The sequence below is a fragment of the Streptomyces roseochromogenus subsp. oscitans DS 12.976 genome (assembly GCF_000497445.1).
Taxonomy (GTDB): domain Bacteria; phylum Actinomycetota; class Actinomycetes; order Streptomycetales; family Streptomycetaceae; genus Streptomyces; species Streptomyces oscitans.
In genome coordinates, this window is the sequence record NZ_CM002285.1 from 3295554 (window position 1) to 3320306 (window position 24753).

General features: G+C 69.8%; 20 protein-coding genes. 6 read left to right on the forward strand and 14 right to left on the reverse strand.

Annotation, left to right across the window (positions count from 1 at the left end):
• The first annotated feature begins 1 nt into the window (after nucleotide 1).
• On the forward strand, nucleotides 2-592 hold the full coding sequence (locus M878_RS63930) for a UTRA domain-containing protein (protein WP_023547002.1): 591 nt from the start codon (nucleotides 2-4) through the stop codon (nucleotides 590-592).
• 4 nt (nucleotides 593-596) lie between these two features.
• Here M878_RS63930 and M878_RS63935 read toward each other — a convergent pair whose 3' ends face one another.
• The 7 genes from M878_RS63935 to M878_RS63965 all read right to left on the reverse strand — a co-directional run bounded on the left by M878_RS63935 (nucleotide 597) and on the right by M878_RS63965 (nucleotide 11599).
• Nucleotides 597-1718 carry an ABC transporter ATP-binding protein gene (locus tag M878_RS63935; RefSeq protein WP_023547003.1) on the reverse strand — a complete coding sequence of 374 codons (1122 nt, stop codon included), beginning with the start codon at nucleotides 1716-1718 and terminating at the stop codon, nucleotides 597-599.
• A gap of 42 nt (nucleotides 1719-1760) precedes the next feature.
• Complete coding sequence (locus M878_RS63940; protein WP_023547004.1) at nucleotides 1761-2825, reverse strand: ABC transporter ATP-binding protein; 1065 nt, start codon at nucleotides 2823-2825, stop codon at nucleotides 1761-1763.
• A gap of 19 nt (nucleotides 2826-2844) precedes the next feature.
• Nucleotides 2845-3825 (reverse strand): ABC transporter permease, encoded by a 981-nt coding sequence (locus M878_RS63945; RefSeq protein WP_023547005.1) that lies wholly within the window; start codon nucleotides 3823-3825, stop codon nucleotides 2845-2847.
• 93 nt (nucleotides 3826-3918) lie between these two features.
• On the reverse strand, nucleotides 3919-5727 hold the full coding sequence (locus M878_RS63950) for an ABC transporter substrate-binding protein (RefSeq protein WP_031224929.1): 1809 nt from the start codon (nucleotides 5725-5727) through the stop codon (nucleotides 3919-3921).
• Nucleotides 5728-5815: 88 nt separating this feature from the next.
• Complete coding sequence (locus M878_RS63955; protein WP_023547007.1) at nucleotides 5816-6850, reverse strand: ABC transporter permease; 1035 nt, start codon at nucleotides 6848-6850, stop codon at nucleotides 5816-5818.
• 403 nt (nucleotides 6851-7253) lie between these two features.
• Nucleotides 7254-9161, reverse strand: coding sequence for a translational GTPase TypA (typA, locus tag M878_RS63960; RefSeq protein ID WP_023547008.1), 1908 nt, complete (start codon nucleotides 9159-9161; stop codon nucleotides 7254-7256).
• Nucleotides 9162-9331: 170 nt separating this feature from the next.
• The gene (locus tag M878_RS63965; protein WP_031224930.1) at nucleotides 9332-11599 is read right to left on the reverse strand and encodes an ABC transporter family substrate-binding protein; all 2268 of its coding nucleotides are present in this window, start codon (nucleotides 11597-11599) and stop codon (nucleotides 9332-9334) included.
• Nucleotides 11600-11887: 288 nt separating this feature from the next.
• On the opposite strand from M878_RS63965, the gene M878_RS63970 reads away from it, so the two are divergent.
• Genes M878_RS63970 through M878_RS63985 form a run of 4 tightly spaced genes read left to right on the forward strand, consistent with a single transcriptional unit; the run spans nucleotide 11888 to nucleotide 15796 of the window.
• Nucleotides 11888-12178 carry a hypothetical protein gene (locus M878_RS63970; RefSeq protein WP_023547010.1) on the forward strand — a complete coding sequence of 97 codons (291 nt, stop codon included), beginning with the start codon at nucleotides 11888-11890 and terminating at the stop codon, nucleotides 12176-12178.
• A 50-nt stretch (nucleotides 12179-12228) separates the two neighbouring features.
• A complete protein-coding gene (locus M878_RS63975; RefSeq protein ID WP_023547011.1) occupies nucleotides 12229-13050 on the forward strand; it encodes a hypothetical protein in 822 nt (273 codons plus the stop codon).
• A 50-nt stretch (nucleotides 13051-13100) separates the two neighbouring features.
• Nucleotides 13101-15032 carry a fumarate reductase/succinate dehydrogenase flavoprotein subunit gene (locus tag M878_RS63980; protein ID WP_023547012.1) on the forward strand — a complete coding sequence of 644 codons (1932 nt, stop codon included), beginning with the start codon at nucleotides 13101-13103 and terminating at the stop codon, nucleotides 15030-15032.
• The gene (locus M878_RS63985) at nucleotides 15029-15796 is read left to right on the forward strand and encodes a succinate dehydrogenase/fumarate reductase iron-sulfur subunit (RefSeq protein ID WP_023547013.1); all 768 of its coding nucleotides are present in this window, start codon (nucleotides 15029-15031) and stop codon (nucleotides 15794-15796) included. The genes M878_RS63980 and M878_RS63985 overlap by 4 nt, the downstream gene beginning before the upstream one ends.
• Here M878_RS63985 and M878_RS63990 read toward each other — a convergent pair.
• Together M878_RS63990 and M878_RS63995 are read right to left on the reverse strand one after the other, a co-directional pair.
• Nucleotides 15780-16082, reverse strand: a complete 303-nt coding sequence (locus M878_RS63990; protein WP_158692690.1) for a hypothetical protein — start codon at nucleotides 16080-16082, stop codon at nucleotides 15780-15782. The genes M878_RS63985 and M878_RS63990 overlap by 17 nt on opposite strands.
• 102 nt (nucleotides 16083-16184) lie before the next feature.
• Entirely contained in the window at nucleotides 16185-17300 is a 1116-nt protein-coding gene (locus tag M878_RS63995) for a glycoside hydrolase family 18 protein (protein ID WP_023547015.1), read from the reverse strand.
• A gap of 249 nt (nucleotides 17301-17549) precedes the next feature.
• On the opposite strand from M878_RS63995, the gene M878_RS64000 reads away from it, so the two are divergent.
• Nucleotides 17550-19112 carry a hypothetical protein gene (locus M878_RS64000; protein WP_031224933.1) on the forward strand — a complete coding sequence of 521 codons (1563 nt, stop codon included), beginning with the start codon at nucleotides 17550-17552 and terminating at the stop codon, nucleotides 19110-19112.
• 16 nt (nucleotides 19113-19128) lie between these two features.
• On the opposite strand, the gene M878_RS64005 is transcribed toward M878_RS64000, so the two are convergent.
• From M878_RS64005 to M878_RS64025, 5 genes are all read right to left on the reverse strand, one after another.
• A complete protein-coding gene (locus tag M878_RS64005; protein ID WP_023547017.1) occupies nucleotides 19129-21717 on the reverse strand; it encodes a SpoIIE family protein phosphatase in 2589 nt (862 codons plus the stop codon).
• Nucleotides 21718-21999: 282 nt separating this feature from the next.
• The gene (locus tag M878_RS64010) at nucleotides 22000-22431 is read right to left on the reverse strand and encodes an ATP-binding protein (protein WP_031224934.1); all 432 of its coding nucleotides are present in this window, start codon (nucleotides 22429-22431) and stop codon (nucleotides 22000-22002) included.
• Between the two features lie 126 nt (nucleotides 22432-22557).
• On the reverse strand, nucleotides 22558-23091 hold the full coding sequence (locus M878_RS64015; RefSeq protein WP_023547019.1) for a (deoxy)nucleoside triphosphate pyrophosphohydrolase: 534 nt from the start codon (nucleotides 23089-23091) through the stop codon (nucleotides 22558-22560).
• Between the two features lie 39 nt (nucleotides 23092-23130).
• The gene (locus M878_RS64020; protein ID WP_023547020.1) at nucleotides 23131-23325 is read right to left on the reverse strand and encodes an SPOR domain-containing protein; all 195 of its coding nucleotides are present in this window, start codon (nucleotides 23323-23325) and stop codon (nucleotides 23131-23133) included.
• A gap of 625 nt (nucleotides 23326-23950) precedes the next feature.
• Nucleotides 23951-24703 carry a GntR family transcriptional regulator gene (locus M878_RS64025; RefSeq protein ID WP_023547021.1) on the reverse strand — a complete coding sequence of 251 codons (753 nt, stop codon included), beginning with the start codon at nucleotides 24701-24703 and terminating at the stop codon, nucleotides 23951-23953.
• Nucleotides 24704-24753: the final 50 nt, after the last annotated feature.

Here is a 24753-nt window from a genome sequence, read left to right on the forward strand (position 1 = left end):
TATGACGACGGCCCGCCAGGCGACGGACCTGCCAGCCTTCCCTCCGGCCCAGCGCCAGACCATGCGCCCCGCCCAGGGGATGACACCCGTCGGTCCTGGCGGCGCCTTCCCCTGGATCGTCGAGCTGCGCCGCCGCGGGATCGACGCCCGCTTCCGGCTCCTGGAAGCCACGGTTCTGCCCGAGCCTCCGGACCGGGTCGTCGACGCCTTCCGGCTGAGCGCCGGGCAGCCTGCCGTCCTACGCCATCTCCTGCTGACGTTCGACGGGCAGCCCGCCGCCCTGATCAAGGTGTACTTCCCGCACGACCTGGCCGCCGGGACCCCGATCACCGGCTGCCGCCTCATTCGCGGCGGTATCCCCTCCCTGCTCGCCCGCCTCGGCCACACCACCGCCCGGTGCGTCGACACGGTCACCGCCGAGATCCCGACCGAGGAGCACAGCGCCTTCCTCCGGCTACCCGTGACACAGCCGGTCCTGCGCACATTCCGCATCGCGTACAGCGAGGACCGGCCGGTCCTCGTGACCGACGCAGCGGAGGCGGCTCATCTCTTCCAGTTGCAGTACGAGTTCGCGACGACGTCGCCGATCTAGGCGATCAGCCCTCCGCCCCCTCCTCCAGCGCCGCCAGCGCCGGATCCAGCACGATGTCCTCGTCCCGTGCCTCGATCGTCGGCTCCTCCGGGAAATGGCAGGCCGTCAGGTGGCCGTCACGGTTGCCGGAGATCCGTACCAGCGGTGGCTCCTCCGTCGCGCACTTGTCCTGGGCCTTCCAGCAACGCGTGCGGAAGCGGCAGCCGGACGGTGGGGAGATCGGGGACGGGACGTCGCCGGCCAGGCGGATGCGTTCGCGACCGCCCGTGTCCTCCTCCGCGAGGTTCACCTCGGGGACCGCGGACAGCAGGGCGTGGGTGTACGGGTGACGCGGGCGGGTGTAGATGGAGTCGCGGTCGCCCACCTCGATGATCTTGCCGAGGTACATCACCGCCACCCGGTGGGAGAAGTGGCGGACCACCGCCAGGTCGTGGGCGATGAAGACGAACGCGATGCCCAGTTCCTGCTGGACTTCCTGGAGGAGGTTCACCACCTGGGCCTGGATCGAGACGTCCAGGGCCGAGACCGGTTCGTCCGCCACGATCAGCTTTGGCTCCAGGGCCAACGCCCTTGCCACGCCGATGCGTTGGCGCTGGCCGCCCGAGAACTCGTGCGGGAAGCGGTTGAAGTGCTCGGGGTTCAGGCCCACGATCTCCAGCAGCTCGCGGACTCGCTTCTCCCTCCCGCCCTCCGGTTCGATCCCGTTGATCTCCATCGGGCCCGAGATGATCTTGCCCACCGTCTGCCGCGGGTTCAGCGACGAGTACGGGTCCTGGAAGATCATCTGGATCTCGGAGCGGATCGGGGCGAGCTGCTTGCGCGTCGCGTGGCTGATGTCCTGGCCGCGGTAGGTGATCGATCCGGACGTCGGCTCCAGGAGGCGGGTGATCAGCCGGCCCGTCGTCGACTTGCCGCAGCCCGACTCACCGACCAGGCCGAAGCTCTCCCCGGCGTGCACGGTCAGGTCGATGCCGTCCACGGCCTGTACCGCGCCGATCGTCCGGCGGATCGGGAAGCCGCCCTTCACGGGGAAGTGCTTGGTCAGTCCGGAGACCTCCAGCAGCGGCTCCCCGTCCGCGCCGGCACCCTTCTCGCGCGGGGCCGGGAGGACCGTGTCCTCAGTCATGCCGATGTCCTCCTAGGACGACTGGCGAGTGGTTACTCATGGCTAGCCCAGTCGGGGCTTGATCTCTTCCATGAAAATGGTTCGCTTCTGGTCCTCCGTCAGATGGCACGCGGAAGCCCGGTCCGGCGCCATCAGCGGGCGCTCGCGCACACAGCGGCCGGTGCCCTCGACCCGGTCCTGGAAGGTGCAGCGGGGATGGAAACGGCAGCCGGGCGGCGGGGTGAGCAGCGAGGGCGGGGTGCCGGGGATCGGGGACAGCTGGGCACCGAGGTCGGAGTCCAGGCGTGGCATCGAGTTCAGCAGGCCCCAGGTATAGGGATGGCGGGGCGAGCGCAGCACCTCGTCGACCGTGCCCCGCTCCACCGCGCCGCCCGCGTACATCACCATGATGTCGTCGGCCATGTCGGCGATCACCCCCAGGTCGTGGGTGATGAAGATGATGCCGGATCCGAACTCCTGCTGCAGGTCCTTGAGGAGATCCAGAATCTGGGCCTGGACCGTGACGTCCAGGGCCGTCGTCGGTTCGTCGGCGATCAGGAGATCCGGGTCGCAGACCAGCGCCATGGCGATCATCGCGCGCTGGCGCATACCGCCGGAGAACTGGTGCGGATAGTCCTTCGCCCGCTCGCGGGGGTTCGGGATGCCCACCTTGCCGAGCATCTCCACGGCCCGCTCCCAGGCCGCCTTCTTGGAGGCGCCGTTGTGCTTCATGTACGGCTCGGCGATCTGCCGGCCCACCGTGTAGTACGGGGAGAGCGCGGTGAGCGGGTCCTGGAAGATCATGGCGACCTTGTTGCCGCGCAGCTTTTCGAGTTCGGACTCGCGGGCCGTGGTCAACTCCCGTCCGTCCAGCAGGATTTCGCCCTCTACCGTGGTGAACATGGGGTTGTGCAGGCCGAGGATGGTCAGGTTGGTCACCGACTTGCCCGAGCCGGACTCGCCCACGATACCGAGCGTCCTGCCGCGTTCGAGGTCGAAGGAGAGGCCGTCCACGGCCCGTACCACGCCGTCCTCGGTCTTGAAGCTGACATGCAGGTCCCGCACGGAGAGCAGGGGGCCGGAGCCGGCCGGGGCCGGGGCTCCGGCTTCCTTGGTCAGAGTGGTCACGACAGTCTCCTCATGCGGCCTAGGACAGCCGCACGCGCGGGTCGATGTAGGCGTACGCGGCGTCGACGACGATGTTGAACAGCAGGATCATGCTGGCGGAGAAGAGCATCACGCCGAGCAGCAGCGGCAAGTCGCTGAAGAAGACCGCCTGGACTGCGAGGTTGCCGAGTCCGGGCAGACCGAAGGTGTACTCGGTGATGATGGCGCCGCCGAACAGCGAGCCGAGGTCGATGCCGAAGATGGTGACGATCGGGATCAGCGAGCCGCGCCAGGCGTAGCGGAAGAAGACGTACCGCTGGGACATGCCCTTGGCGCGGGCCGTGCGGACGTGTTCCTCCTGGAGTTGCTCGATCATCGAGGAGCGCGCCATACGGGTGTACTGCGCGGCGAAGATCGTCGACAACACCACCCAGGGGATGATCAGGCCGGTGAACCAGCTGACCGGGTCCTGGGTGAACTCGTTGTAGGCGGGCTTGTCGAACCAGTGGGTCTGGTAGACCAGGATCGCCAGGGCCAGCGGGCCGAGGAAGTAGATCTGCAGCGAGCTGATGACCATGGCGCCCGCGGTGGCCGTCTTGTCGATCAGCGTGCCGCGCCGCCAGGCGGCGAGCAGCCCGGTGCCGAGGCCGACGAGCAGGAAGCACACGGCCGCGCCCAGGGTCAGGGAGACGGTGGTGGGCAGGCGGTCCATCAGGGTGGCCCAGACCTGCTCGTTGGTGTGGTACGAGTAGCCGAAGCAGGGGGCGGGGCACGGTCCCTGGGCGAACTGGTTGCTGCCCATGACGAGGTTATGCAGGAAGATCCAGTACTGCTCGGTGATGGGTTTGTCCAGGCCGAGCACATGGTGGATGTTCGCGATGCTGTCCGGGTTGCAGGTCTTGCCGCACATCAGCAGCGCCGGGTCCCGGGGCACCCCGAAGAACAGCACGAACGTGACCATGCTCAGCAGGAAGAGAATGACGACGGCACCGATGAACCGGCGCACGAGGAAGCGCAGCATGACAAGGCAGCTCTCAGACGTCGGCGGCCCGGGCGGTACCCGGCGCGCCCCCTCCGCTGTCGCGGGGGCGCGCCGGGTGCCGGACGGGGACGGTTACTTGATGAAGAGGCGACGCGGGTCGACGCCGCCGATCACGTCGTCGTAGACGAGGCCGCCGACCTTGGAGCCGGCGATCTGGGTCTGCTTGTAGTACGCGGTCGGGACCACGTTGACCACCTTGGTCAGGAGGTACTCGTCGAGCTTCTCCCACTCCGTCGCGGCCTTGACCGGGTCGGTGATCTGGCTGATGCGGTCGATCTCACTGTTCACGTGCGAGTCGTTGATCTGCGAGTAGTTCGACGCGCCGTCGGCGATCTGGCGGCCGTCGTACAGCGGCGGGATGACCGTGGAGGCGGACGGCCAGTCGGCGCCCCAGGCGGTGTGGAAGATGTCGTAGTTGTTGTTCAGCTTGGAGACCTGGTCGTAGTAGGTCTCGGACGGGATCTCCTGGCGCTGGACGTTGAAGCCCGCCTTGGTCAGGCCCGCCGCCATGGCGGTGGAGTACTGCTGGCCCTCGGGGGTGTTGATGTAGCCGAAGGTCAGCTTCATGTTGAGCTTGCCGGCTTCCTGCAGCAGCTTCTTGGCCTTGACCGGGTCACCGGCGGGGTTCTTCTTCTTGCCGAACGGGTCGAAGGAGGCGTCGTAGCCGCTGACCGTCGGGCTGATGAGGCCGCCGGCGGTCTCCATCGCGTCGGTGCCGCCGTAGGCCCGCAGGAACGGGGTGACCGGCAGGGCGTAGGCGATGGCCTGGCGGACCCGGATGTCCTTCATCTCCGGCTTGCTCATGTTGATGTTCATCTGGCCGACGTACGGCTGGTAGCCGGAGACCGTACGGGACTTGAGCTTCGGGTCCCTGAGCACCTGGGAGAGGTTGCCCGCGTCCACCTGGTTGCTGAAGCTGAGGCCGGTCTGGTCGGCGCCGCTGTCCGCGAGCAGGGCCTTGGTGGACGTCTCGAACTGCTGGTTGAACGTGAAGTTGAACTGGTCCACGTACTGGTGGCGGATCGGGTCCGTCTTCGGGTCCCAGTTCGTGTTCTTGACGAGCACCATCGACTTGCCCGACTTGAAGGACTGGACCTTGTACGGTCCGGTCGTGACCGGGGCCTTGTCGTACTTCTCCTTGGTGTCGCCCTTGGCGGAGACGATGGAGTAGCCGGCCATGGCGAGGGTGTACGGCAGGTCCGGGTGCGCCTTCTTGAAGTGGAAGACGATGGTTTTGTCGTCGGGCGTCGAAAGGACACTGTCCGGCAGGTGCTTGCCCTTGTAGGGGCCGTCCGGGAGCAGCTTGCGGTAGGCCGAGCCCGAGGTGTCGGCGAGCCACTGCTGGAGGTAGCTCGGGCCCTGGGTGATGAAGGGCGCGAAGAGGCGCTCGACGGTCTGGCGGACGTCCTTGGACGTGATCGGAGTGCCGTCGTCGAACTTGATGCCGTCCTTGAGCGTGTACTTCCAGGTCTTGCCGCCGTCGGTGGTGGTGCCGGAGTCGGTGGCGAGGTCACCGACGATCTCGTGCTGCTTGCCGTCGTCGCTGGTGGCCTTGTAGCCGGTGAGGCCTCTGTGGATCAGCTGCGCGAGCGCCATCTGGTCGGAGACGTATATCTGGCCGGGGTCCAGGTGGGCGAAGCTGTCGCGCTGCAGCACCTCCATGGTGCCGCCGGACTTGGCGCCGGGCACGTCGGCCGCGGGGCCGGTGGAGTCGGCCGCGGTGCCGAACTTGATGGCCGCCTGCTGGTTCTTGGCGTTCTGCTGGTCCTTCTTGTCGTTGCCGCCGGAGTCGCTGCCGCCCTTGCTGCAACCGGTGAGCACGAGTGCTCCGGCCGCGAGCACGGAGAGCGCGCCGTAGACGTGGCGTCCGCCCCTACTCATCACGAAGATACCCACCCATCTGTGAAAGTGACGACCGTGAAGTGACGATCCGTGAAGTGACGATCCGTCTGGTTGACGTGGTGCCGGGTCAGCGCGCGGTCTTGGGATCGAAGGCGTCTCTGACCGAGTCCCCGAGCAGGTTGAACGCGACGACGAAGATGATCATCGAGACGCCGGGGAAGAACATGTAGGTGATGTCGTTCTGCATCACCAGTTCGGTGGACGCCTTGGAGAACATCTGCCCCCAGTCCGGCGTCGGTTCGACGATGCCGACGCCCAGGAAGGACAGACCGGCCTCGGCCGTCACGAAACCGGGCAGCAGGTACGTCGACTGCACCAGCAGCGGCGTGACCACGTTCGGCAGGATCTCCTTGCGGATGATCCGCCAGGACGAGGCACCGCTGACCCGGGCCGCCTCGATGAACTCCCGTTCCCGCAGGGCGAGTGCGGTGCCGCGCAGGATACGGCCGAGCCCCATCCAGCCCAGGAACCACTGGACGATGATCAGGGCCACCACCCGGACATAGGTGGGGGTCTCGTCGCGGGGGCTGACGAACAGGGAGACCACGACCGGCATGCTCGCGATGAAGAACAGCTGCGCCGGGAAGGCGAGCAGGAAGTCGATGACCCGGCCGATGAAGTAGTCGGTCCTGCCGCCGGCATAGCCGGCGGTGACGCCGAGCAGGATGCCGGTCAGGACGACCGCGACGGTGACGGCGACCGAGATCATCAGCGAGGTGCGGATGCCGTAGATCAGCTTGGTGAAGACGTCGTAGCCGTTGCCGGGTTCGAGGCCGAACCAGAACTGGCTGCTGATACCGCCGTTGGGCTGTACCGGCACACCGGCGCTGTCGAAGAGCTCCGGACGTTCGTCCGCGTACACCGTGTACGGGTTCTTGCCGTACAGCTTGGAGATCAGCGGGGCGAGCAGTCCGATCAGGAAGAAGAAGCCCACGACGTACGCCGAGATCACGCCCGTGCGGTCGCGCTTGAAGCGCAGCCACATCAGCTGGCCGGGGGACCGGCCCTCGAGCTTGACGGCTTCGTTCTTCGTCTCCGGCCCTGGTTCGCCGTCGACGACGACCGAAGTCCCGCCGCCCTCAATGTCGATAGGACTTGTCACGGTTCGTCCGTTTCAAGGTATGAGTGACTCCACGCGTTCACCAACAAGAGAGGGTTCCGCCCTGCCTCCGACACCCCTGACGGAGGATCAGGCACCCCCTGGTGCTCGTGAGTCGGCGCACTGTCCCCACAGTGCGAGACCCATTGACCCGAGCGCTGTGCGGCTAACTATCTGCCATGGGTCCACTACCGACCACCGCCCGTAGATCTCAATTCAGTCACGGATCGCGGCCAGATCTTTCAAAATCTGGACAAACTGTTCGACGGAAGAAGGCGCGAAACGGACTTGTTACATGGGTATCGGGCAGCGATCTCCGCATGCCGGACATAGGGCGCCAGAAAATGGGTTGCAAAAAGCCCGGGCACCCCCACGATGGGGGCACCCGGGCTCAACTACAGGTGGATCAGCCGTGCTTGGCTCGGCTCGCGGCGCGCGCCCGCTCCCGCTGGTCGAGGTTGACCTTGCGGATGCGAACGGCCTCCGGGGTCACCTCGACGCACTCGTCGTCGCGGCAGAACTCCAGCGACTGCTCAAGGGACAGCTTGCGCGGCGGCACGATCGACTCGGCCACGTCGGCCGTCGAGGACCGCATGTTGGTGAGCTTCTTCTCCTTGGTGATGTTGACGTCCATGTCGTCGGCGCGGGAGTTCTCACCGACGATCATGCCCTCGTACACCTCGGTGCCCGGTTCCACGAACAGCACGCCGCGCTCCTGGAGGTTCGTCATCGCGAACGCGGTGACGGCACCGGAGCGGTCGGCGACCAGCGAACCGTTGTTACGGGTCTGCAGGGTGCCGAACCAGGGCTCGTGGCCCTCGTGGATGGAGTGGCCGATGCCCGTGCCGCGGGTCTGGGTCAGGAACTCGGTCCGGAAACCGATCAGACCACGGGACGGCACGACGAACTCCATGCGCACCCAGCCGGAGCCGTGGTTCGACATGTTGTCCATGCGGCCCTTGCGGACGCCCATGAGCTGCGTGACGGCGCCCATGTGCTCCTCGGGCACGTCGATCGTCATGCGCTCGACCGGCTCGTAGACCTTGCCGTCGACGTCCTTGGTGACCACCTGCGGCTTGCCGACGGTCAGCTCGTAGCCCTCCCGGCGCATGGTCTCGACCAGGATGGCGAGCGCCAGCTCACCACGGCCCTGGACCTCCCAGGCGTCCGGACGCTCGGTCTCCAGGACACGGAGGGAGACGTTACCGATCAGCTCGCGGTCCAGGCGGTCCTTGACCTGGCGGGCGGTGACCTTGCGGTCCTTCACGGCCGCCTTGGCGTCCGCGCCCTTGCCGGTGCCGCCCCGGCCGACCAGCGGCGAGGTGTTCGTACCGATGACCATGGAGATCGCGGGCTCGTCCACCGTGATCAGCGGCAGCGGAACGGGGTTCTCGGTGTCCGCGAGGGTCTCACCGATCATGATGTCGGGGATACCGGCGACGGCGCAGATGTCACCCGGGCCGGCCTTCTCGGCGGGCTTGCGGGTGAGCGCCTCGGTCATCATCAGCTCGGTGATGCGCACGTTCTGGATCGAGCCGTCGCGCTTGATCCAGGCGACCGTCTGGCCCTTGCGCAGCTCGCCCTGCTCGACGCGGAGCAGCGCGATACGGCCGAGGAAGTTGTCGGCGTCCAGGTTGGTGACGTGGGCCTGGAGCGGCGCGGCCTCGTCGTAGGTCGGAGCCGGGATGTGCTCCAGGATCGTGGAGAAGAACGGCTCCAGGCTGTCGCTGTCGGCCGGGACCGTGCCGTCGTCCGGCTTGGTCAGCGAGGCGACGCCGTCACGGCCGCAGGCGTAGACGATCGGGAACTCGATCTGGTCCTCGTCCGCGTCCAGGTCCAGGAAGAGGTCGTAGGTCTCGTTGACGACCTCGTCGATCCGGGAGTCCGGGCGGTCCGTCTTGTTGATGCACAGGATGACGGGCAGCCGCTGCTGGAGCGCCTTGCGCAGCACGAAGCGGGTCTGCGGGAGCGGGCCCTCGGAGGCGTCGACGAGGAGCACCACGCCGTCGACCATCGACAGACCGCGCTCGACCTCGCCACCGAAGTCGGCGTGGCCCGGGGTGTCGATGATGTTGATCGTGATCGGGTCCCCGCCGTCCTTGGGGTGGTACTTCACCGCCGTGTTCTTGGCGAGGATCGTGATGCCCTTCTCACGCTCCAGGTCGTTCGAGTCCATCATGCGGTCGTCGACCGAGTCGAGCTGGTGGGCGGCGAACGCGCCGGCCTGCTTCAGCATGCCGTCGACGATGGTGGTCTTGCCGTGGTCGACGTGGGCGACGATGGCGACGTTGCGGATGTCGTGGCGCGTGGCCATATTGCGGCGTACTCCCGGAGTGTGAGGAAAGCCTGCGCGTACGTGTGCGTTACGCGGGCCTTGCCGGGCTTGACATGCCACGGCCTCACCCCATGTTACGTGGCCCCGAGCGAGTCGGCCTTCCGAGGGTCACGTGATGATCTCCACGGAGATCATTTCCTGGGAGACGATCAGTTCTTGGGACTGGGGGAGATCTTCGCCCCCTTCTTCAGAAAGCCCATGTCCTCATACACGGGCGTCTGGAATCCGAACGCTCCCACATTGACGAGGTTCTTCCGCACGGCCACCAGCTGAGGCCGCTGATACAGCGGGATGGACCCCGCCGCGGCCCAGATCCTCGCGTCGGCCTTGCGGATCAGCGAGACCGCCTTGCCCTCGTCCAGCGTCGCCACGGCCTCGTCGAAGAGCTGGTCGACCTGGTCGGTCCCCACCCGCGTGTAGTTCTGCTCGACGTTCACCGAGCCGTCCGCGGCCGGCACCGGCTTCGCGTAGACCGGGCGGTCGTCCGTCGCCGGGAACGCGGAGGACGGCCACGAGTACAGCGCGAGGTCGTAGTCGCCGGAGGCGATGTGGTCCTTGAAGTAGCTGTCGTCCGAGACCTTGATGATCGTCGTCCGGATGCCGAGCCGCTCCAGCATGGCCGAGATCCGCTCGGCGACCGAGTTGAGCGTCTCGGAGCCGACGCCGGACGGGAGCACGAAGCGCAGCGTGAGCGCCTTGCCGTCCTTGGCGAGCGGGGCCGCCGGCGCGGCGGCCGCGGCCGTGCCCTTGGGGGCGTACGCACCGGGTACGCCCCCGTTCCTGCCCTCCTGGACCAGGTGCCGGTCACCCCCGTCGCCGTGGCCCCCGCTCTTGCCGTCGCCGGTCTTGTCGTCCTCGCCGACGATGTACTCGCCGTCCCTGCCGCCGTCGGACTTCTCCTCCCCGTCACCCTTGTCTCCCCTATCCCCCTTGTCCCCCTGGTCGCTCTCGGCGCCGGCGGCCTTCTCGCCCTTCTTGGCCCCCTTGACCGGGCCGCCCGGCACCCAGCCGGCGTCGGCGAGGAGCGCCTGCGCCTCCTTGGTGTCCTGGCCGCCGACCGCGCCGCTGTCGTCGGCGTAGGCGGCCTGCCCGGACAGCGCGAGATGGCTGCCGACCGGGACGGCGGGCAGGCCCAACGGAGTGAGGACCAGCCGGGCCAGTTCCTTGCGGTCCAGGGCACGGGCGACGGCCCGGCGGACGCGTTCATCGGCGAGGGGGCCCTCGGAGCCGTTGAGGGCGAGCTGGGTATAGGCGGGCTCCAGCGACCTGCGGACCTCGACCTCGCGCAATGCCAGCTGCTCGCCCAGGTACTCGGCGATGGCCTTGTGCAGCTTGCCCTTGCCGGCCTTGGCCGCGTCGGCGCCGAAGTCGTGGGCGAGCGCCCAGGCGCGCAGCTTCTTCACGGAGGTCCGGCCGGAGCCCTGCAGCGGGTTCGCGGTGCCGTGGGCGGCGAGCCCGATCCGCTGGGCGTCGGCGGGGTCGACGTCGGCGACGTCCACACTGCCGTTGGCGAGCGCCTCGGCCCGCTTGTCGCGGGGTACAGCATGCAGCACGATCTCGGACAGCTTGGCGGACCTGCCCCACCAGCGCGGGTTGCGGGTGAGGACGACGTCCTTGTTGGCGGTGTCGACCTTGTCCACCGTGAACGGTCCGGCGGTGACCTTCAGCCTGCGGCGGGCCTCGTCGTTGAAGGCCTCCGGGGTGCCCATGACCTCCTTCGGGTACAGCGGTGAGAACAGCGACTTCCAGTCGGCGTAGGGGCGGGCGAAGGTGACCCGGACCTGGAGGTCGCTGGCGCCGCGCTCGATCTTCTCGATGCGGTCGTAGCCGGCGTTGCGGGCGGTCCAGAAGGCGCTGTTCTTGCCGGACAGGGCGCGCCACTGGGCGAGGAAGTCCGCGGCCCCGATCTCCCGGCCGTCGCTCCAGACGGCCTGCTGGTTCAGCTTGTACAGCACGACCTGGCGCGGCTCGGTCTCGATGACCTTGGCCGACTCCAGGTAGGCGGGGTTGGGTACCGGCCGGCCGCCGGCGTCCAGCCGGAACAGGGAGGGCAGTACGGCCTGGGCGATGCGGTTGGTGCCGGTGTCGGCGTCGGCCTGGAAGGTGTTGAGAGTCGCGGGTACGGCGTCGACGGCCCACTTCAGGCTGGAGCCGTCGGCGACCAGGTCCCGGGCGACCGGGGCGATGTCCTGGCCGGCGAGCGGCTTGCCAGCCTCGTCCTCGTCCGAGCCGCACCCGGCGAGGAACGGCACGGCCAGCACGCCTGCCGTGAGAAAGGCGGTGAGGCTCCGCTGGAGGCGCCGTGACGCGCCGTCGGTCGTCTGCTGCTCCGTCGTGGCTGGTCGCGCAGTTCCCCGCGCCCCTTCAGGGCGCTGCCCAGCCGTGACCGGCTGGGCGCCGACGCCGTCGTGGGACATCTCTGCTACCTCCGGGAAGCCGCGAGCGTTATGATCACGTTTGGCGGTATATGGAGCTGATCAGATCTATGCGGCCCACTGAAGAGGAAAGGATCCGGCAACAGCGGGCGACACGGCGACCACAAACAGTAACCTCACCCGTGTGGCGCAACACACCCGGAGATGCATCGATACGCCTCCGCCAATCGGTGCACATGCCTTCACAGAGGCAGGTGTGACGCGCAACACTCCAAGGCGCATGAACGTCGCCGCCCAGGGCCCGCCGGACCCATGGAAGTGAGGCAAGACATGTCTGTGCACGACGACATCACCTCGGTCCAGCGCTCCCTCGACGATCTGAACCGGTCGCTGGGACGTCTGGAGCACCAGCTCGGCAGCGGCGGCCTGGAGATGCGCCGGGTCCGGCTGGACGCCGACCATCTGCGCGAGAGCCTGGCGCTGCTGCGGGAGACGGCCGCAGCCCCGGCCGAGCCCCGCCGCCCCGACCTCGTCACCATCTCCGACAAGCCCTACGACTTCAGCCTGTGGACGGACACGGACGACGAAGGCCTGGGCGCCCGCGACCGCCACGCCCCCTGATCCCTGAGCCCTAGAAGAGCCATAGAGCGCCATAGAAGCGGAGCCCCGCCTTGGCCACTGGTACGGAACCCCAACAGAACAGCGGCGGCGTACGGACCGGTACGCGCGCCGCGATCACCGCCCCGCATCTGCGGACCGACCGCTGGTGGCTGGCGCCCGCCGTCACCGCGGCCGGTCTGTTCGCCTTCGTCGTCTACTCGACGTGGCGGGCCTTCGCCAACGCGGACTACTACGCGGCGCCGTACGTCTCGCCGTTCTACTCGCCGTGCCTGGCGCAGAACTGCCGGACCATGCACGCCGGCCCCAACGCCGACCTCTTCGGCAGCTGGTGGGGCATCTCCCCCGCGATCATCATCCTGATCTTCCCGCTCGGCTTCCGGCTGACCTGCTACTACTACCGCAAGGCGTACTACCGCAGCTTCTGGGCGTCCCCGCCGGCCTGCGCGGTGGCCGAGCCGCACAAGAAGTACACGGGTGAGACCCGCTTCCCGCTGATCCTGCAGAACGTCCACCGGTACTTCTTCTACGCCGCCCTGCTGGTCGCCGGCGTGCTGACCTACGACACGGTCCTGTCCTTCCGCGACACCCACTACCGGTGGGGCCACATGGGCCTGGGCACCCTCGTCTTCCTGGTCAACATCGTGCTGATCTGGGCGTACACCCTGTCCTGCCACTCCTGCCGGCACATCGTCGGCGGCAAGCTCAAACACTTCTCGAAGCATCCGGTGCGCTACCAGGCGTGGCAGTTCGTCGGCAGGCTCAACGCCCGCCATATGCAGCTGGCGTGGGCGTCGCTGCTGAGCGTGGCGCTCGCCGACTTCTACGTCTATCTCGTCGCGTCCGGGGTCTTCGCCGACCCGCGCTTCTTCTAGAGACCCATCTAGAGACCCGTCTTCCAAAGACCCAGTGAGGATCTGAGCCGATGTCCGTGGTCGACCGCCAGGAGTGGGACGTCGTCGTGGTCGGTGCCGGAGGCGCCGGGCTGCGCGCCGCGATCGAGGCGCGCGAGCGGGGCGCCCGTACGGCGGTGATCTGCAAGTCGCTGTTCGGCAAGGCGCACACGGTGATGGCCGAGGGCGGCATCGCCGCGGCCATGGCCAACGCCAACGAGCACGACAACTGGCAGGTCCACTTCCGCGACACCATGCGCGGCGGCAAGTTCCTCAACCAGTGGCGGATGGCCGAGCTGCACGCGCAGGAGGCCCCGGACCGGGTGTGGGAGCTGGAGACCTGGGGCGCGCTGTTCGACCGTACGGAGGACGGCCGGATCTCCCAGCGCAACTTCGGCGGCCACGAGTATCCGCGCCTCGCCCACGTCGGCGACCGTACGGGCCTGGAGCTGATCCGTACGCTCCAGCAGAAGATCGTCGCCCTGCAGCAGGAGGACTTCAAGGAGACCGGGGACTACGAGTCCCGGCTGAAGGTCTTCCAGGAGTGCACGGTCACGAGGGTCTTGAAAAACGGCGACCGGGTGTCCGGGGTCTTCGCCTACGAGCGCGAGACCGGCCGCTTCTTCGTCCTGGAGGCACCGTCGGTCGTGGTCGCGACCGGCGGCATCGGCAAGTCCTTCAAGGTCACCTCGAACTCCTGGGAGTACACCGGCGACGGCCACGCGCTGGCGCTGCTGGCCGGCGCGCAGCTGCTGAACATGGAGTTCGTGCAGTTCCACCCGACAGGCATGGTCTGGCCGCCGTCGGTGAAGGGCATCCTGGTCACCGAGTCGGTGCGCGGCGACGGCGGGGTGCTCAGGAACTCCGAGGGCAAGCGGTTCATGTTCGACTACATCCCGGACGTGTTCAAGGAGAAGTACGCCGAGTCGGAGGAGGAGGGCGACCGGTGGTACGAGGACCCGGAGCACAACCGCCGCCCGCCCGAGCTGCTCCCCCGCGACGAGGTGGCCCGCGCGATCAACTCCGAGGTGAAGGCGGGCCGCGGATCCCCGCACGGCGGGGTCTTCCTGGACGTGTCGACACGCATGCCGGCCGAGGTGATCCGGCGTCGGCTGCCCTCCATGTACCACCAGTTCAAGGAGCTGGCGGACGTCGACATCACGGCGGAGGCGATGGAGGTCGGGCCGACCTGTCACTACGTGATGGGCGGCATCGCGGTCGACTCCGACACGGCGGCGGCGCGCGGCGTGCCGGGCCTGTTCGCGGCCGGTGAGGTCGCGGGCGGCATGCACGGCTCCAACCGGCTGGGCGGCAACTCCCTCTCGGACCTGCTGGTGTTCGGCCGCCGTGCGGGCTGGCACGCGGCGGAGTACGCCCAGGCGCACCAGCGCCCGCCGCTGGACGACGCCCAGGTCGACGCGGCGTCCGCGGAGGCCCTGCGGCCCTTCTCGGCGGAGGCCGACCGGGAGGGCGAGGCGGGCCCGCCGGAGAACCCGTACACCCTGCACCAGGAACTCCAGCAGACCATGAACGACCTGGTCGGCATCATCCGCCGCGAGGGCGAGATGGAGCAGGCCCTGCGCAAGCTCGGCGAGCTGCGGGTACGCGCCCGGCGGGCCGGCGTCGAGGGCCACCGCCAGTTCAACCCGGGCTGGCATCTCGCCCTCGACCTGCGGAACATGCTGCTGGTCAGCGAGTGCGTGGCCCGCGCGGCCCTGGAACGCACCGAGTCGCGCGGCGGCCACACCCGCGAGGACCATCCGACGATGGACCGCGCCTGGCGCAATGTGAACCTGCTCTGCGCCCTCGCCGACCCCACCGGCAGCCTGGCGGCGACCGACCCCGGCCGCGGCCAGATCCGCCTCACCCGTGAGAACACCGACCCCATCCGCCCGGACCTGCTCGCTCTCTTCGAGAAGGAGGAGCTGGTCAAGTACCTCGCCGAAGAGGAGCTGTACGAGTGACCAGCTACGAGGCCCGCTTCAAGGTGTGGCGGGGTGATGTGCGGGGCGGTGGCCTCGAGGACTTCACGGTCGAGGTCCACGACGGCGAAGTGGTCCTGGACATCGTCCACCGCCTCCAGGCCACCCAGGCGCCCGACCTGGCCGTGCGCTGGAACTGCAAGGCCGGCAAGTGCGGTTCGTGCTCGGCGGAGATCAACGGCCGCCCGCGCCTGATGTGCATGACCCGTATGTCGGTGTTCACGCGCGAGGAGACGATCACGATCACCCCCCTGCGCGCCTTCCCGGTGGTCCGCGACCTGGTGACCGACGTCGGCTTCAACTACCAGAAGGCCAGGGAGGTCCCGGCGTTCGTGCCACCCGCCGGGGTCGGTCCCGGCGCGTACCGGATGATGCAGGAGGACGTGGACCGCTCGCAGGAGTTCCGCAAGTGCATCGAGTGCTTCCTGTGCCAGGACACCTGCCATGTGGTGCGCGACCACGAGGAGAACAAGACGGCGTTCGCGGGCCCGCGTTTCCTGATGCGGATCGCGGAACTGGACATGCACCCCCTGGACGCGGCAGCGGAGTCAGGCCTGGACCGCAAAGGCACGGCGCAGGACGAACACGGCCTCGGCTACTGCAACATCACCAAGTGCTGCACGGAGGTCTGCCCCGAGGGCATCAAGATCACCGACAATGCCCTGATCCCCCTGAAGGAGCGCGCGGTGGACCGCAAGTACGACCCGCTGGTGTGGCTGGGCTCGAAGATCAGGAGGCGGCCTTAGTGACAGCGCGGCCGGGGCGCTGGGCCAGCATCTGCAGGCCCAGCCCGGCCATGAAGCCGAGCCAGCCGAGCCAGGGCAGGGAACCGTACCTCTCCGCGAGCGGGCCCAGGTAGAGGAACACCGCCCCGCCGACGGCCGCGAGGAGAGAGCCGTAGCCCCACAGCCTGGGGCGCAGCACCCGGGTGCGGAGCCAGGGCACGACCCAGCCGGTCGTGATGCTCGCGATCCCGGACACCGCGAGCAGGCCGTAGACGACGGCGGCCGCCACCGCCAAGAACATGTGCATGAAGATCATGATCCCACCAGGGCGAGCGCCCGCGCCAGGTTGTACTCCGTGATACCGCGCATGGGTTCCGTATGGGGAAGGTCCTCGTCGACTCGGCCCCGCTCAGCGAACCCAGTTCTCCCGGTAGGCGCGCCAGTCGGCCTCCGTCGCCGCGAAGTCGACGTACAGGGCGACGCCGAAGCGGACGCGGTCGGCGTCGGTGCGGGACAGACCGAGGCGGACACCGCGTACGGCGGCCGGGACGGTCTCCGCGCGGGCCCAGTGGCCGAAACGGTTCTCGTGGTAGAAGGGCAGGCCCATGAGCAGGTCGGTGGTGTCGGGGGTGACCTCCAGGGCGAGGCTCGTCTGCTGGGCCACGTAACCGCCGTAGAGACTCGGCAGCGGCTGCATGGTGTCGTACGACATGACGGCGATCTGGTCCACACGGCGGGCCACCTGCCCGAAGAAGGACTGCGACCACCACTTGGGGTGACCGGTGGTCGTGCCCCAGAAGGAGTGGAACGCGGGCAGCGGGTCGATCTGGTGGGCGGCGACCGAGAGGACGGCGTGCCGGGCGTGGGTGAGGGCGCGCAGGTCGTCGAGGAGGGCGAGGTAGTCGCGGTCGCCGGAGTGCAGCGGCTCCAGGTCGAAGTGCACGCCGTCGAAACCGGCGGCGAGGACGCGGCGAGTGGAGACGAGGATCGCGGCACGGGTCCTGGCGCGCTCCAGGTGCAGCCCGTCCGGATCCTCGGTGGCCAGCTTGTCGCCGAGCCAGGCCTGGACACGGACGCCGGGCGCCGCGCGGTGCAGGGCTGATATCAGCCGGCGGGCCTTCGGGTAGGCGGAGTCGGGGAGCGTGCCGTCGTGCTCCAGCGGGCCGGAGTGGACGTACAGGTCGCGGATGCCGGTGTCTCTCAGCCGGCGGGCGAGGGCTTGGACGTCCTGGTGCGTCTTGCGGCCGTCGACCCAGGCATGGCCGAGCCAGAGGGCGTCCTGGTGGCGGGTGATGGTGCCGGGTTTCGGGGTGCCGGTGTAGTTGAGGCGGAGGGCGGTTTCGGCGGTGAGGAGGGGGAGGAGCAGGAGGGTGAGGGTGGTGAGGGCAAGACGGAGGGGACGACGGGCGCGGTGGGATTGGCTGGCACGGCGAATACGGTTGGCTTGGCCGGCGCGGCGGATGCCGAGGACTCGGCGGGCACGGCCGATACCGAGGACTTGGCGGGCGCGGCGGATCCGGTGCATGAGGTGTATGAGTGGGCCAGCCGTCCCGGATCGGGGTCCCCTGCGATCACCGCCCTCATCGCCTGTCCCTCCCCTCTCGCCCCCACCCGCCCCTCCGCCGTCCACTCTGCCCTCGCCCGGCCCTCCGCCCTCGCCCATACCTCTGCCGTCCGCTCCTCGGGTGTCCATTTCTGACCGCCTGCCTGTCTCGTCCCCCACCTGTATCCGTCCCGCTCGCGAAGGCGCCTACCTGCCCATACGCTCCGAAATGTGACGTCCTCCCTGATTCGGGGCCGGCCCCGGCGCGCCACGGCGCACATATGGGTGCGGGTGGCGCAGGCCGTGCTGGGTGCCGTGGCCGGGGCCGGGTGGCTGGTGTTGCCGGTGATGACGGTCGCGGCGCGAGATCCGGTTCCGGCGGCGGCCGCGGGCACGGTGGCGAGTGCCGCCGCGCCGCAGCAGGGCGGGACGTCCACGGCCGACCTCGTGCTGCCGCTCCTCGCGGGGGTGGCGGCCGTGGTGCTGGCCGGATACGGCTATCTGCGCCGCACCCGCCGTGCCCGTACCCGCACGACCCCCGGAACCATCTCCGCCGCCCCGCCGACCCCCACCCCGGCCGACTCCGAGCGTCAGGCCCGGGCGGCGCTGGTCATGGCCGACGACTGCGTACGGACGAGCCGGGAGGAACTCTCCTTCGTCCAGGAGAGGTTCACGAACGACGAGACCGAGCCCTTCGTCCATGCCCTGCGGGCCGCCGAGACCGAACTGACGGCTGCGTGCGCGATCTGGCGGCGGTACGAGGAGGGGGTGCCGCAGGACGCCGTCGCGCGACGGCAGGCGCTGGTCGGCGTGGTCGGCCGGTGCGCGGAGGCGGGGCGCCGGCTGGACGCGGAGGCCGCCGCGCTGGACGCGTTGCGGGAGCTGGAGGGGCCGGGGCTGGCCGGGGCGCTGGAGACGGCCGAGGGGCGGTTCCGGGCTCTGACGGCACGCACGCTGACCGCCGAGGACACCCTGACCACGCTGCACGACCACTGCACGCCCGCGGCCACCGCGCCCGTCACCGGGTACGTCGAACAGGCCAAGGACCGCCTGGTGTTCGCCACGGTCCAGCTCAACGAAGCCCGCCAGACGGCCGAGGCGGGTGCCGGCGACCGGGCAGCCGGGCATCTGCGCGCCGCAGAGGGAGCGGTGGCCCAGGCAGAGGTCCTGGTGACCGGGGTGGAACGACTCGCGGGGGAGCTGCGGGAGGCGGCGCGACTGGTGCCGGCCGCGCTGACCGGCGCCGAGTCGGTGCTCGCGGCGGCCCGGCACGGGGGTGCGCACAAGCCGCTGACCGACGGTGAACTACATGCCCGGCTGGCCCACGCGGACGGCGTACTGGCGGCCGTACGGGAGGAACTGACGGCGGGCCCGTACGACCCGCTGGACGCCCTGCGCCGGATCGCGCGGGCCGTGGAACGGCTGGAGACGGGCCACTTCGGCGCCCCGGCCGCCGCGGCGCTGCTCGTGGCGCGGAGTTCCGTCGCCGGGGCGGACGGGTTCGTCGCGGCGCACCGGGGCGCCGTGGGGCCGGAGGCACGGGTCCTCCTTGCGGAGGCCGAACGGGAACTGGGCGCGGACCGCGCCGACCGGGCCGACTCCCTGGCCCGCGAGGCCCGGGACCTGGCCGAACGGGACGTACGAGCCCACGGCAACCCCTACGCCGGCACCGCCGGAACCGAGCCGGGCCTGGCCGGCGCGGTCCTGGGCGGCGTACTGCTGGCAGAACGCCAGAACGGAGGCCCGCCAACAAGCTTCGGTGGCCCCACGACACGGGCCCGTCATGCCTCTTGACAAGATCTGCTCCATATCAGAACAGGCTGAGCAACGCCTCCGCCGGATCGGTGAGTCCCGTCTCGCCACCCGGCAGCGGCAACTCGAACCACACCGTCTTGCCGCGAGGCGTCCGGCGGGAGCCCCAGGCCGCGCTGAGCAGGCCGACGAGTTGGAGACCGCGGCCGCCCTCGTCGGTGTCGCGGGCGCGGCGGCGCCTGGGCTGGACGAGCCCGGAGTCCCAGACCTCGCAGACCAGGGTGCGGTCCAGGAGGAGTCGCAGGCGGATCTCGCCCTCGCCGTAGCGCAGCGCGTTCGTGACCAGTTCGCTGACCAGGAGTTCCGTCGTGTCGACCAGAGGCTCCAGGTCCCAGCTCAGGAGTTGTGCCCGGGCGTCCTCGCGGGCCCGGCCCACGCTGCGTGGCTCGCGTGGGAGCGTCCAGTCGCCGACGGAGTCGGCCGGCAGGCCCTGTACCCGGGCCATGAGCAGCGCGATGTCGTCCTCGCCGTGGTGGGTGTCAAGGGTGTTGAGGACGTGGTCGCAGACGTCCTCCAGGGGACGGGAGGGGTCCGTGAGGGCGCCCACGAAGGCCTGCAGGCCCTCGTCCAGAGGGTGGTCGCGGGACTCGACCAGGCCGTCGGTGTAGAGGGCCAGCAACGCGCCCTCGGGGAGTTCCACCTCGACCTCCTCGAAGGGCTCGCCGCCCACGCCCAGCGGCATGCCGGGCGGCACGTCCAGCATCAGGGCCGGCTCACCGGGCTCGACCAGGACCGGTGGCAGATGACCGGCGTTGGCGAACGTACAGCGTCTGGTGACGGAGTCGTACACCGCGTACACGCAGGTCGCCAGGTAGACCTCGGAGAGGTCGGCGTCCCGGGGCTGGCGGGCCGTGCGCGTGGCCTGCTGGACGCCGCCCGGGGTGCCGAGGCCGCGCGCGATCTCGTCCAACGCGGAGAGCACCTCGGCCGGTTCGAGATCGAGGAGGGCCAATGTCCGTACCGCCGTGCGGAGTTCACCCATCGCCACCGCCGCGCGCAGACCTCGGCCCATCACGTCGCCCACCACCAACGCCGTACGGTGGCCGGGCAGTTCGATGACGTCGAACCAGTCGCCGCCGACCTCGGTCGCCGCGTTGCCGGGGAGGTAACGGCAGGCGATGTCCAGGCCGGAGGCCTCGGGGGCGCCCGGCGGCAGGAGCGACCGTTGCAGGATCAGGGCGCGTTCGTGTTCCCGGCGGTACAGGCGAGCGTTGTCGATGCACACGGCCGCGCGTGCGGCAAGCTCCACCGCGAGGTCCCGGTCGCGGTCGCCGAACGGCTCGCTGCCCTTGGTGCGGGCGAACCGGGCGAGGCCGACGACCGTGTCGTGGGCGACCATCGGAACCGCCAGCGTGGACTGTACGAGGCTCCCGTCCTCCGCCGGGACGCGTTGCGGGCGGGCGGTGCGCAGGGCGTCCGCGCAGGGTGAGTTGAAGGGGAAGTGGTGGACCGCGCCGACCGCGACGGGGTCGGCGGCGCCGGTGAGGGGCACGTCCGAGACGGCGCTCGCGAAGGCGACGCGGCGCAGTTCGGCGCTGCCGTCGGCGAGGCCGGGCGGGGTCTCGTCGCCGGTGAGCAGGCCCTGGTAGAGGTCGACGGTGGCGAGGTCGCAGAAGCCGGGGACGACGACGTCGAGGAGTTCCCGGGCGGTGGTCTCCAGGTCGAGGGAGTTCCCTATGCGGGCGCCGGCCTCGTTGAGCAGGGCGAGGTTGCGGCGGGCGTTGGCGGCCTCGCGGGCGGCGGCCCGGCGGGCGGTGATGTCGGTGCCGAGCCAGGCGATGCCGATGGGGCGCCCGGTGCCGCCGTGCACCCGGTAGAGGTTGACGGACCAGTGCCGGCGTTCCTCGGAGCCGGGGACATGGCCCGTGACATGCATGTCGGTGATGGACTGGCCGCTCTCCAGCACCCGCCGCAGGGTGGCTGAAACCCGCTCGGCCTCACCGCGCGGCAGATAGTCGTGCACGCCGTTGCCCCGGTGGTCGTCCGGGCTGCCGCCGAAGATGGAGGCGAACCGCTCGTTGGCCCGACGGACCCTCAGATCGATGTCGATCAGCAGGAATCCGAACGGCGACTGGCCGAAGATGGCCTGCGAGGCGGCCAGGTCGGTCTCGATGCTGCGCAGGGTACGGACGTCCACGACGATACAGACGGCGGCCTTGTCCCCCTCGGCGGTCCGGGTGGGCATGACATAGACCTCGGCCAGGCCCTCCTCACCGCGCGTGCCGTCGGCCTTGTCCGGCATCCGGAAGGGTACGACCCCGGTCCACTCCCGCCCGTCGAGGATTTCGGCCATCTTGCGCTGGCCGCGCTCGCGCAGGTCGGGGTCGATGAAGGTCTCTATCGGGTCCATGCCGACGGCGCGTGCGGCGGGGATGCCGAAGAGCTGCTCGGCGCGCAGGCTCCACTGGTCGACCAGCCCACCGGGGCTGATGGAGAAGGACGCGACCTTGATGTAGTCGTAGATCGAACCGGGCGGACTGCTCTGCCACATGGCGTCGCCGGGTGCCGTGGCGGCCTCCGCGGCCTGGTTCCTCGCGCCGTCCGACGGGTCCTCGGACTCCGTGGCCTTCGCTGGTATCTCGCTCACGCGAACCGTCCCCTCCAGCTCACCGCGCCCGGCACCGGTCACCGGAGGCGGCTGCCCGCAGTATCCAGCACTACGACGCCGCACGACACGGTGTTCACGATCACAGCTCGGTCCAGATGATTTCAGGACCGTTCCGTGACAACACTTCCACTCTTCTAACCAGGGAACACGCCCTCGAATCACGCACTCCGGAGTCAGCCGCGCGCCCGGGGCGCACGGTGGACTCACCAACGCCCGCTGTACACCCCCTGCTCCCCAGGTGCTTCCGCGCACGCTCCCGGCTCACCCGGGCACGGCCAGTTCGAACCAGACGGTCTTTCCGCTCACGCCGGGCCGGGTGCCCCAGCGGCGCGAGGAGCCGGCGACCAGTTGCAGACCGCGCCCGCTCTCGTCCTCGTCGCGGGCGACGCGCTCGCGCGGCGGGTCGGGCAGCGGGTCGGAGACCTCCACCAGCAGGGTGTCGGCCAGCCCGACGGGGCGTACGAGTCGTACGCCGATGGGGCCGGTGGCGTACCGCAACGAGTTGGTGACCAGCTCACTGACCAGCAACGCGGCGAGGTCGGCGAGGCAGTCGAGGTCCCAGCCGTGCAGTTGCCCGCGGACTGCTGCGCGTGCGGTGCGTACGGCGCCCGGTTCCGCGGGAAAGCTCCACTCGGCGCAGTCGCCATCGGTGTCGATCACGCCGATCACTCCCAGGCCAGCGAGCCCACCCATGTCCGGTTTCGTGGGGTTAATGGGCACATACCCGATATCCCGGGGGCAGTACCGTGCGGGAGGGCGCACAGTGGCACAAACGGCGTACGGGGCGCTCCGCGGGTTTCGCCGCGCGCCGCCGCGCGCCTAAGAACTCGGGTGGTGCGGTCGTCGTGCGGGTGCGGGTCCGTTTCGGCTGGTCGCGCCCGGCGGTGGAGCCGCAGATCTCTTCAGCCCGGCGCCCCCTGCGGGGCTTCGCCCCGCTTTGGATCGGGCGGTCACCTCGCGGACCGCTGGGACGTCCTGGTCGAGCCAGGCCACCTCCCAGATCCGGTCCGGGGTCAGCCAGCGAAGCTCGTCATGGTCCTGGAGGGGCCGGGGCGGGGGCGAGCCGGGGCGCAGGCGGGCGGTCCATACGTGCAGGACGTAAGGCGCCCGCAGCGGCCACTGGCCGGGTACGCGCTCGACGGGTTCGGCGTCGACGCCGAGTTCCTCGCGCAGTTCGCGCGCCAAGGCGTCCTCGGGCCGCTCGCCCGGCTCGACCTTGCCGCCGGGCAGCTCCCAGCGTCCGGCGAGGTCGGCGGGGGCGCTGCGGCGCGCGGCGAGCAGCCGGCCGCCGTCGAGCAGGGCGGCTCCCACCACCACGATGCGGTCCGCCTCGGGTGTCATCCGGTCCGTCATGGGCGTCATGGGGCGGAGCCTACGGGAGGGTGCGCGAGGTCAGTTGCGGCCGCCGTCCCCGTTCTGGCCGATGCGCTCGACCCAGTAGAGCTGTTTGTGGCCCCGGTCGTCGTCGAGGCTGTCGGCGATCTTCTGAGCCTCGGCGCGGGTCGCGTACCGCCCGACGCGGTAGCGATTGCCGTTGTCGTCCTGCCGTATGACGATCCAGGGCAGGGAGACCGTCCCCTCACTCATGGCCCCCACCGCCCGCGTCGCTCCTTCTCGCATCGCCCCGCCCTCCCCCACGCTCGGCCGGGCTGACCCGAGGGGACCCCCGTCCCGTCCCGGGCCTCGGTCGCGCCCCGCCTAAGGAAACCGCAATCCGCATATGCCCGAGCGTACGCCCAACCTTTACGCAGCGAATACGCCTTTTCACAAAGAGGTACGCAACCAGCCAGAACACGGGGGCGCACAGGAGTGAACGCGCCGTCGTGAGCGCCACCGCCCCGAGTCGTAGGCATATCCGAGTGACCCGTGGTCACCTGGGAAAACGGCTGGATTGCAGCGGCCGGCCGACCCTCGGCGAAGGTCGCGGGACAGGGCGTGCGGGTCAGGGCGCGCCAGGGTGTGCGCTACCTCACCGGGAGGGGCGCACGCACCGGCGCGAAAGGCTCCGCCGCCACTTCACCGGCAGACTCACCCCTCACCGAGGGGCCCGGACTACCCCTTCGCCGAGGGGCCGGGTACCCCTGCGCCCTAACGGCCGGCCCCCTTCACAGGCAAGCCCGACCACCACCTCACCGACGGACCCGGCCGCGCGAGGAGCCGCACGCTCCAGACCTGGCCTCGCGAGAGGAGCCGCACGCTCCAGACCCGGCCGTCACTTCACCGGCAAGTGGTACGCCACCCGGTACCGATCGGCCGGAATGACCACGTCCGCCGTCTCCACCGGCCGCCCGGAGGCGTAGTACGTGCGCTGGACGACCACGACCACATGGCCGGGGACTCCGCCGAGCACATGCAGTTCCTCGGCGAGGCCGGGGCGGGCGCCGACCTCCTCGGTGACGTTGTCCACGATGACGTCGATGGCGCGCATGCGCTCGACCACACCCATGCCGCCGAGCGGCCCCTCCTCGGGCAGCATCACGGGAGTACGGCCGGTGACGGCGAGGGGCTCCCATGACGTGGAGAGCATCATCGGCTCGCCGGCCTCCCGGAAGAGGTACTTCGTGCGCATGACCCGGTCGCCAACGTCGATGGCCAGCCGGTCGGCGATGGCGGCCCCGGCCTCGGCCTGCTCGCTGCTCGACTCCCAGGTGCCGCGCACCGCGGCGTCGGCCTGCTCCTGCCGGAAGGGCGTGGCACCGCCGGCCGGGCGGTACCCGGAGCGGGCCACGCGCCGGGGCACGGGCCGCTCGCGCACATACGTCCCGGAGCCGGAACGGCCCTCGACCAGCCCCTCGGCCATCAGCACCTTGCGCGCCTCCAGCGCGACCGTGTCCGAGACGCCGTACTCCTCACGGATGCGGGCCTGGGAGGGCAGCCGGGTGTGGGGCGGCAGCGAACCGTCGACGATCTTCTTGCGGAGATCACCCGCGACACGCAGGTACGCCGGCTGCTCACCGAAAGTCACTGGCCGCTCCCATCAGGTTGTACAGACAGCAACAGCCTGGCAACCGTGGG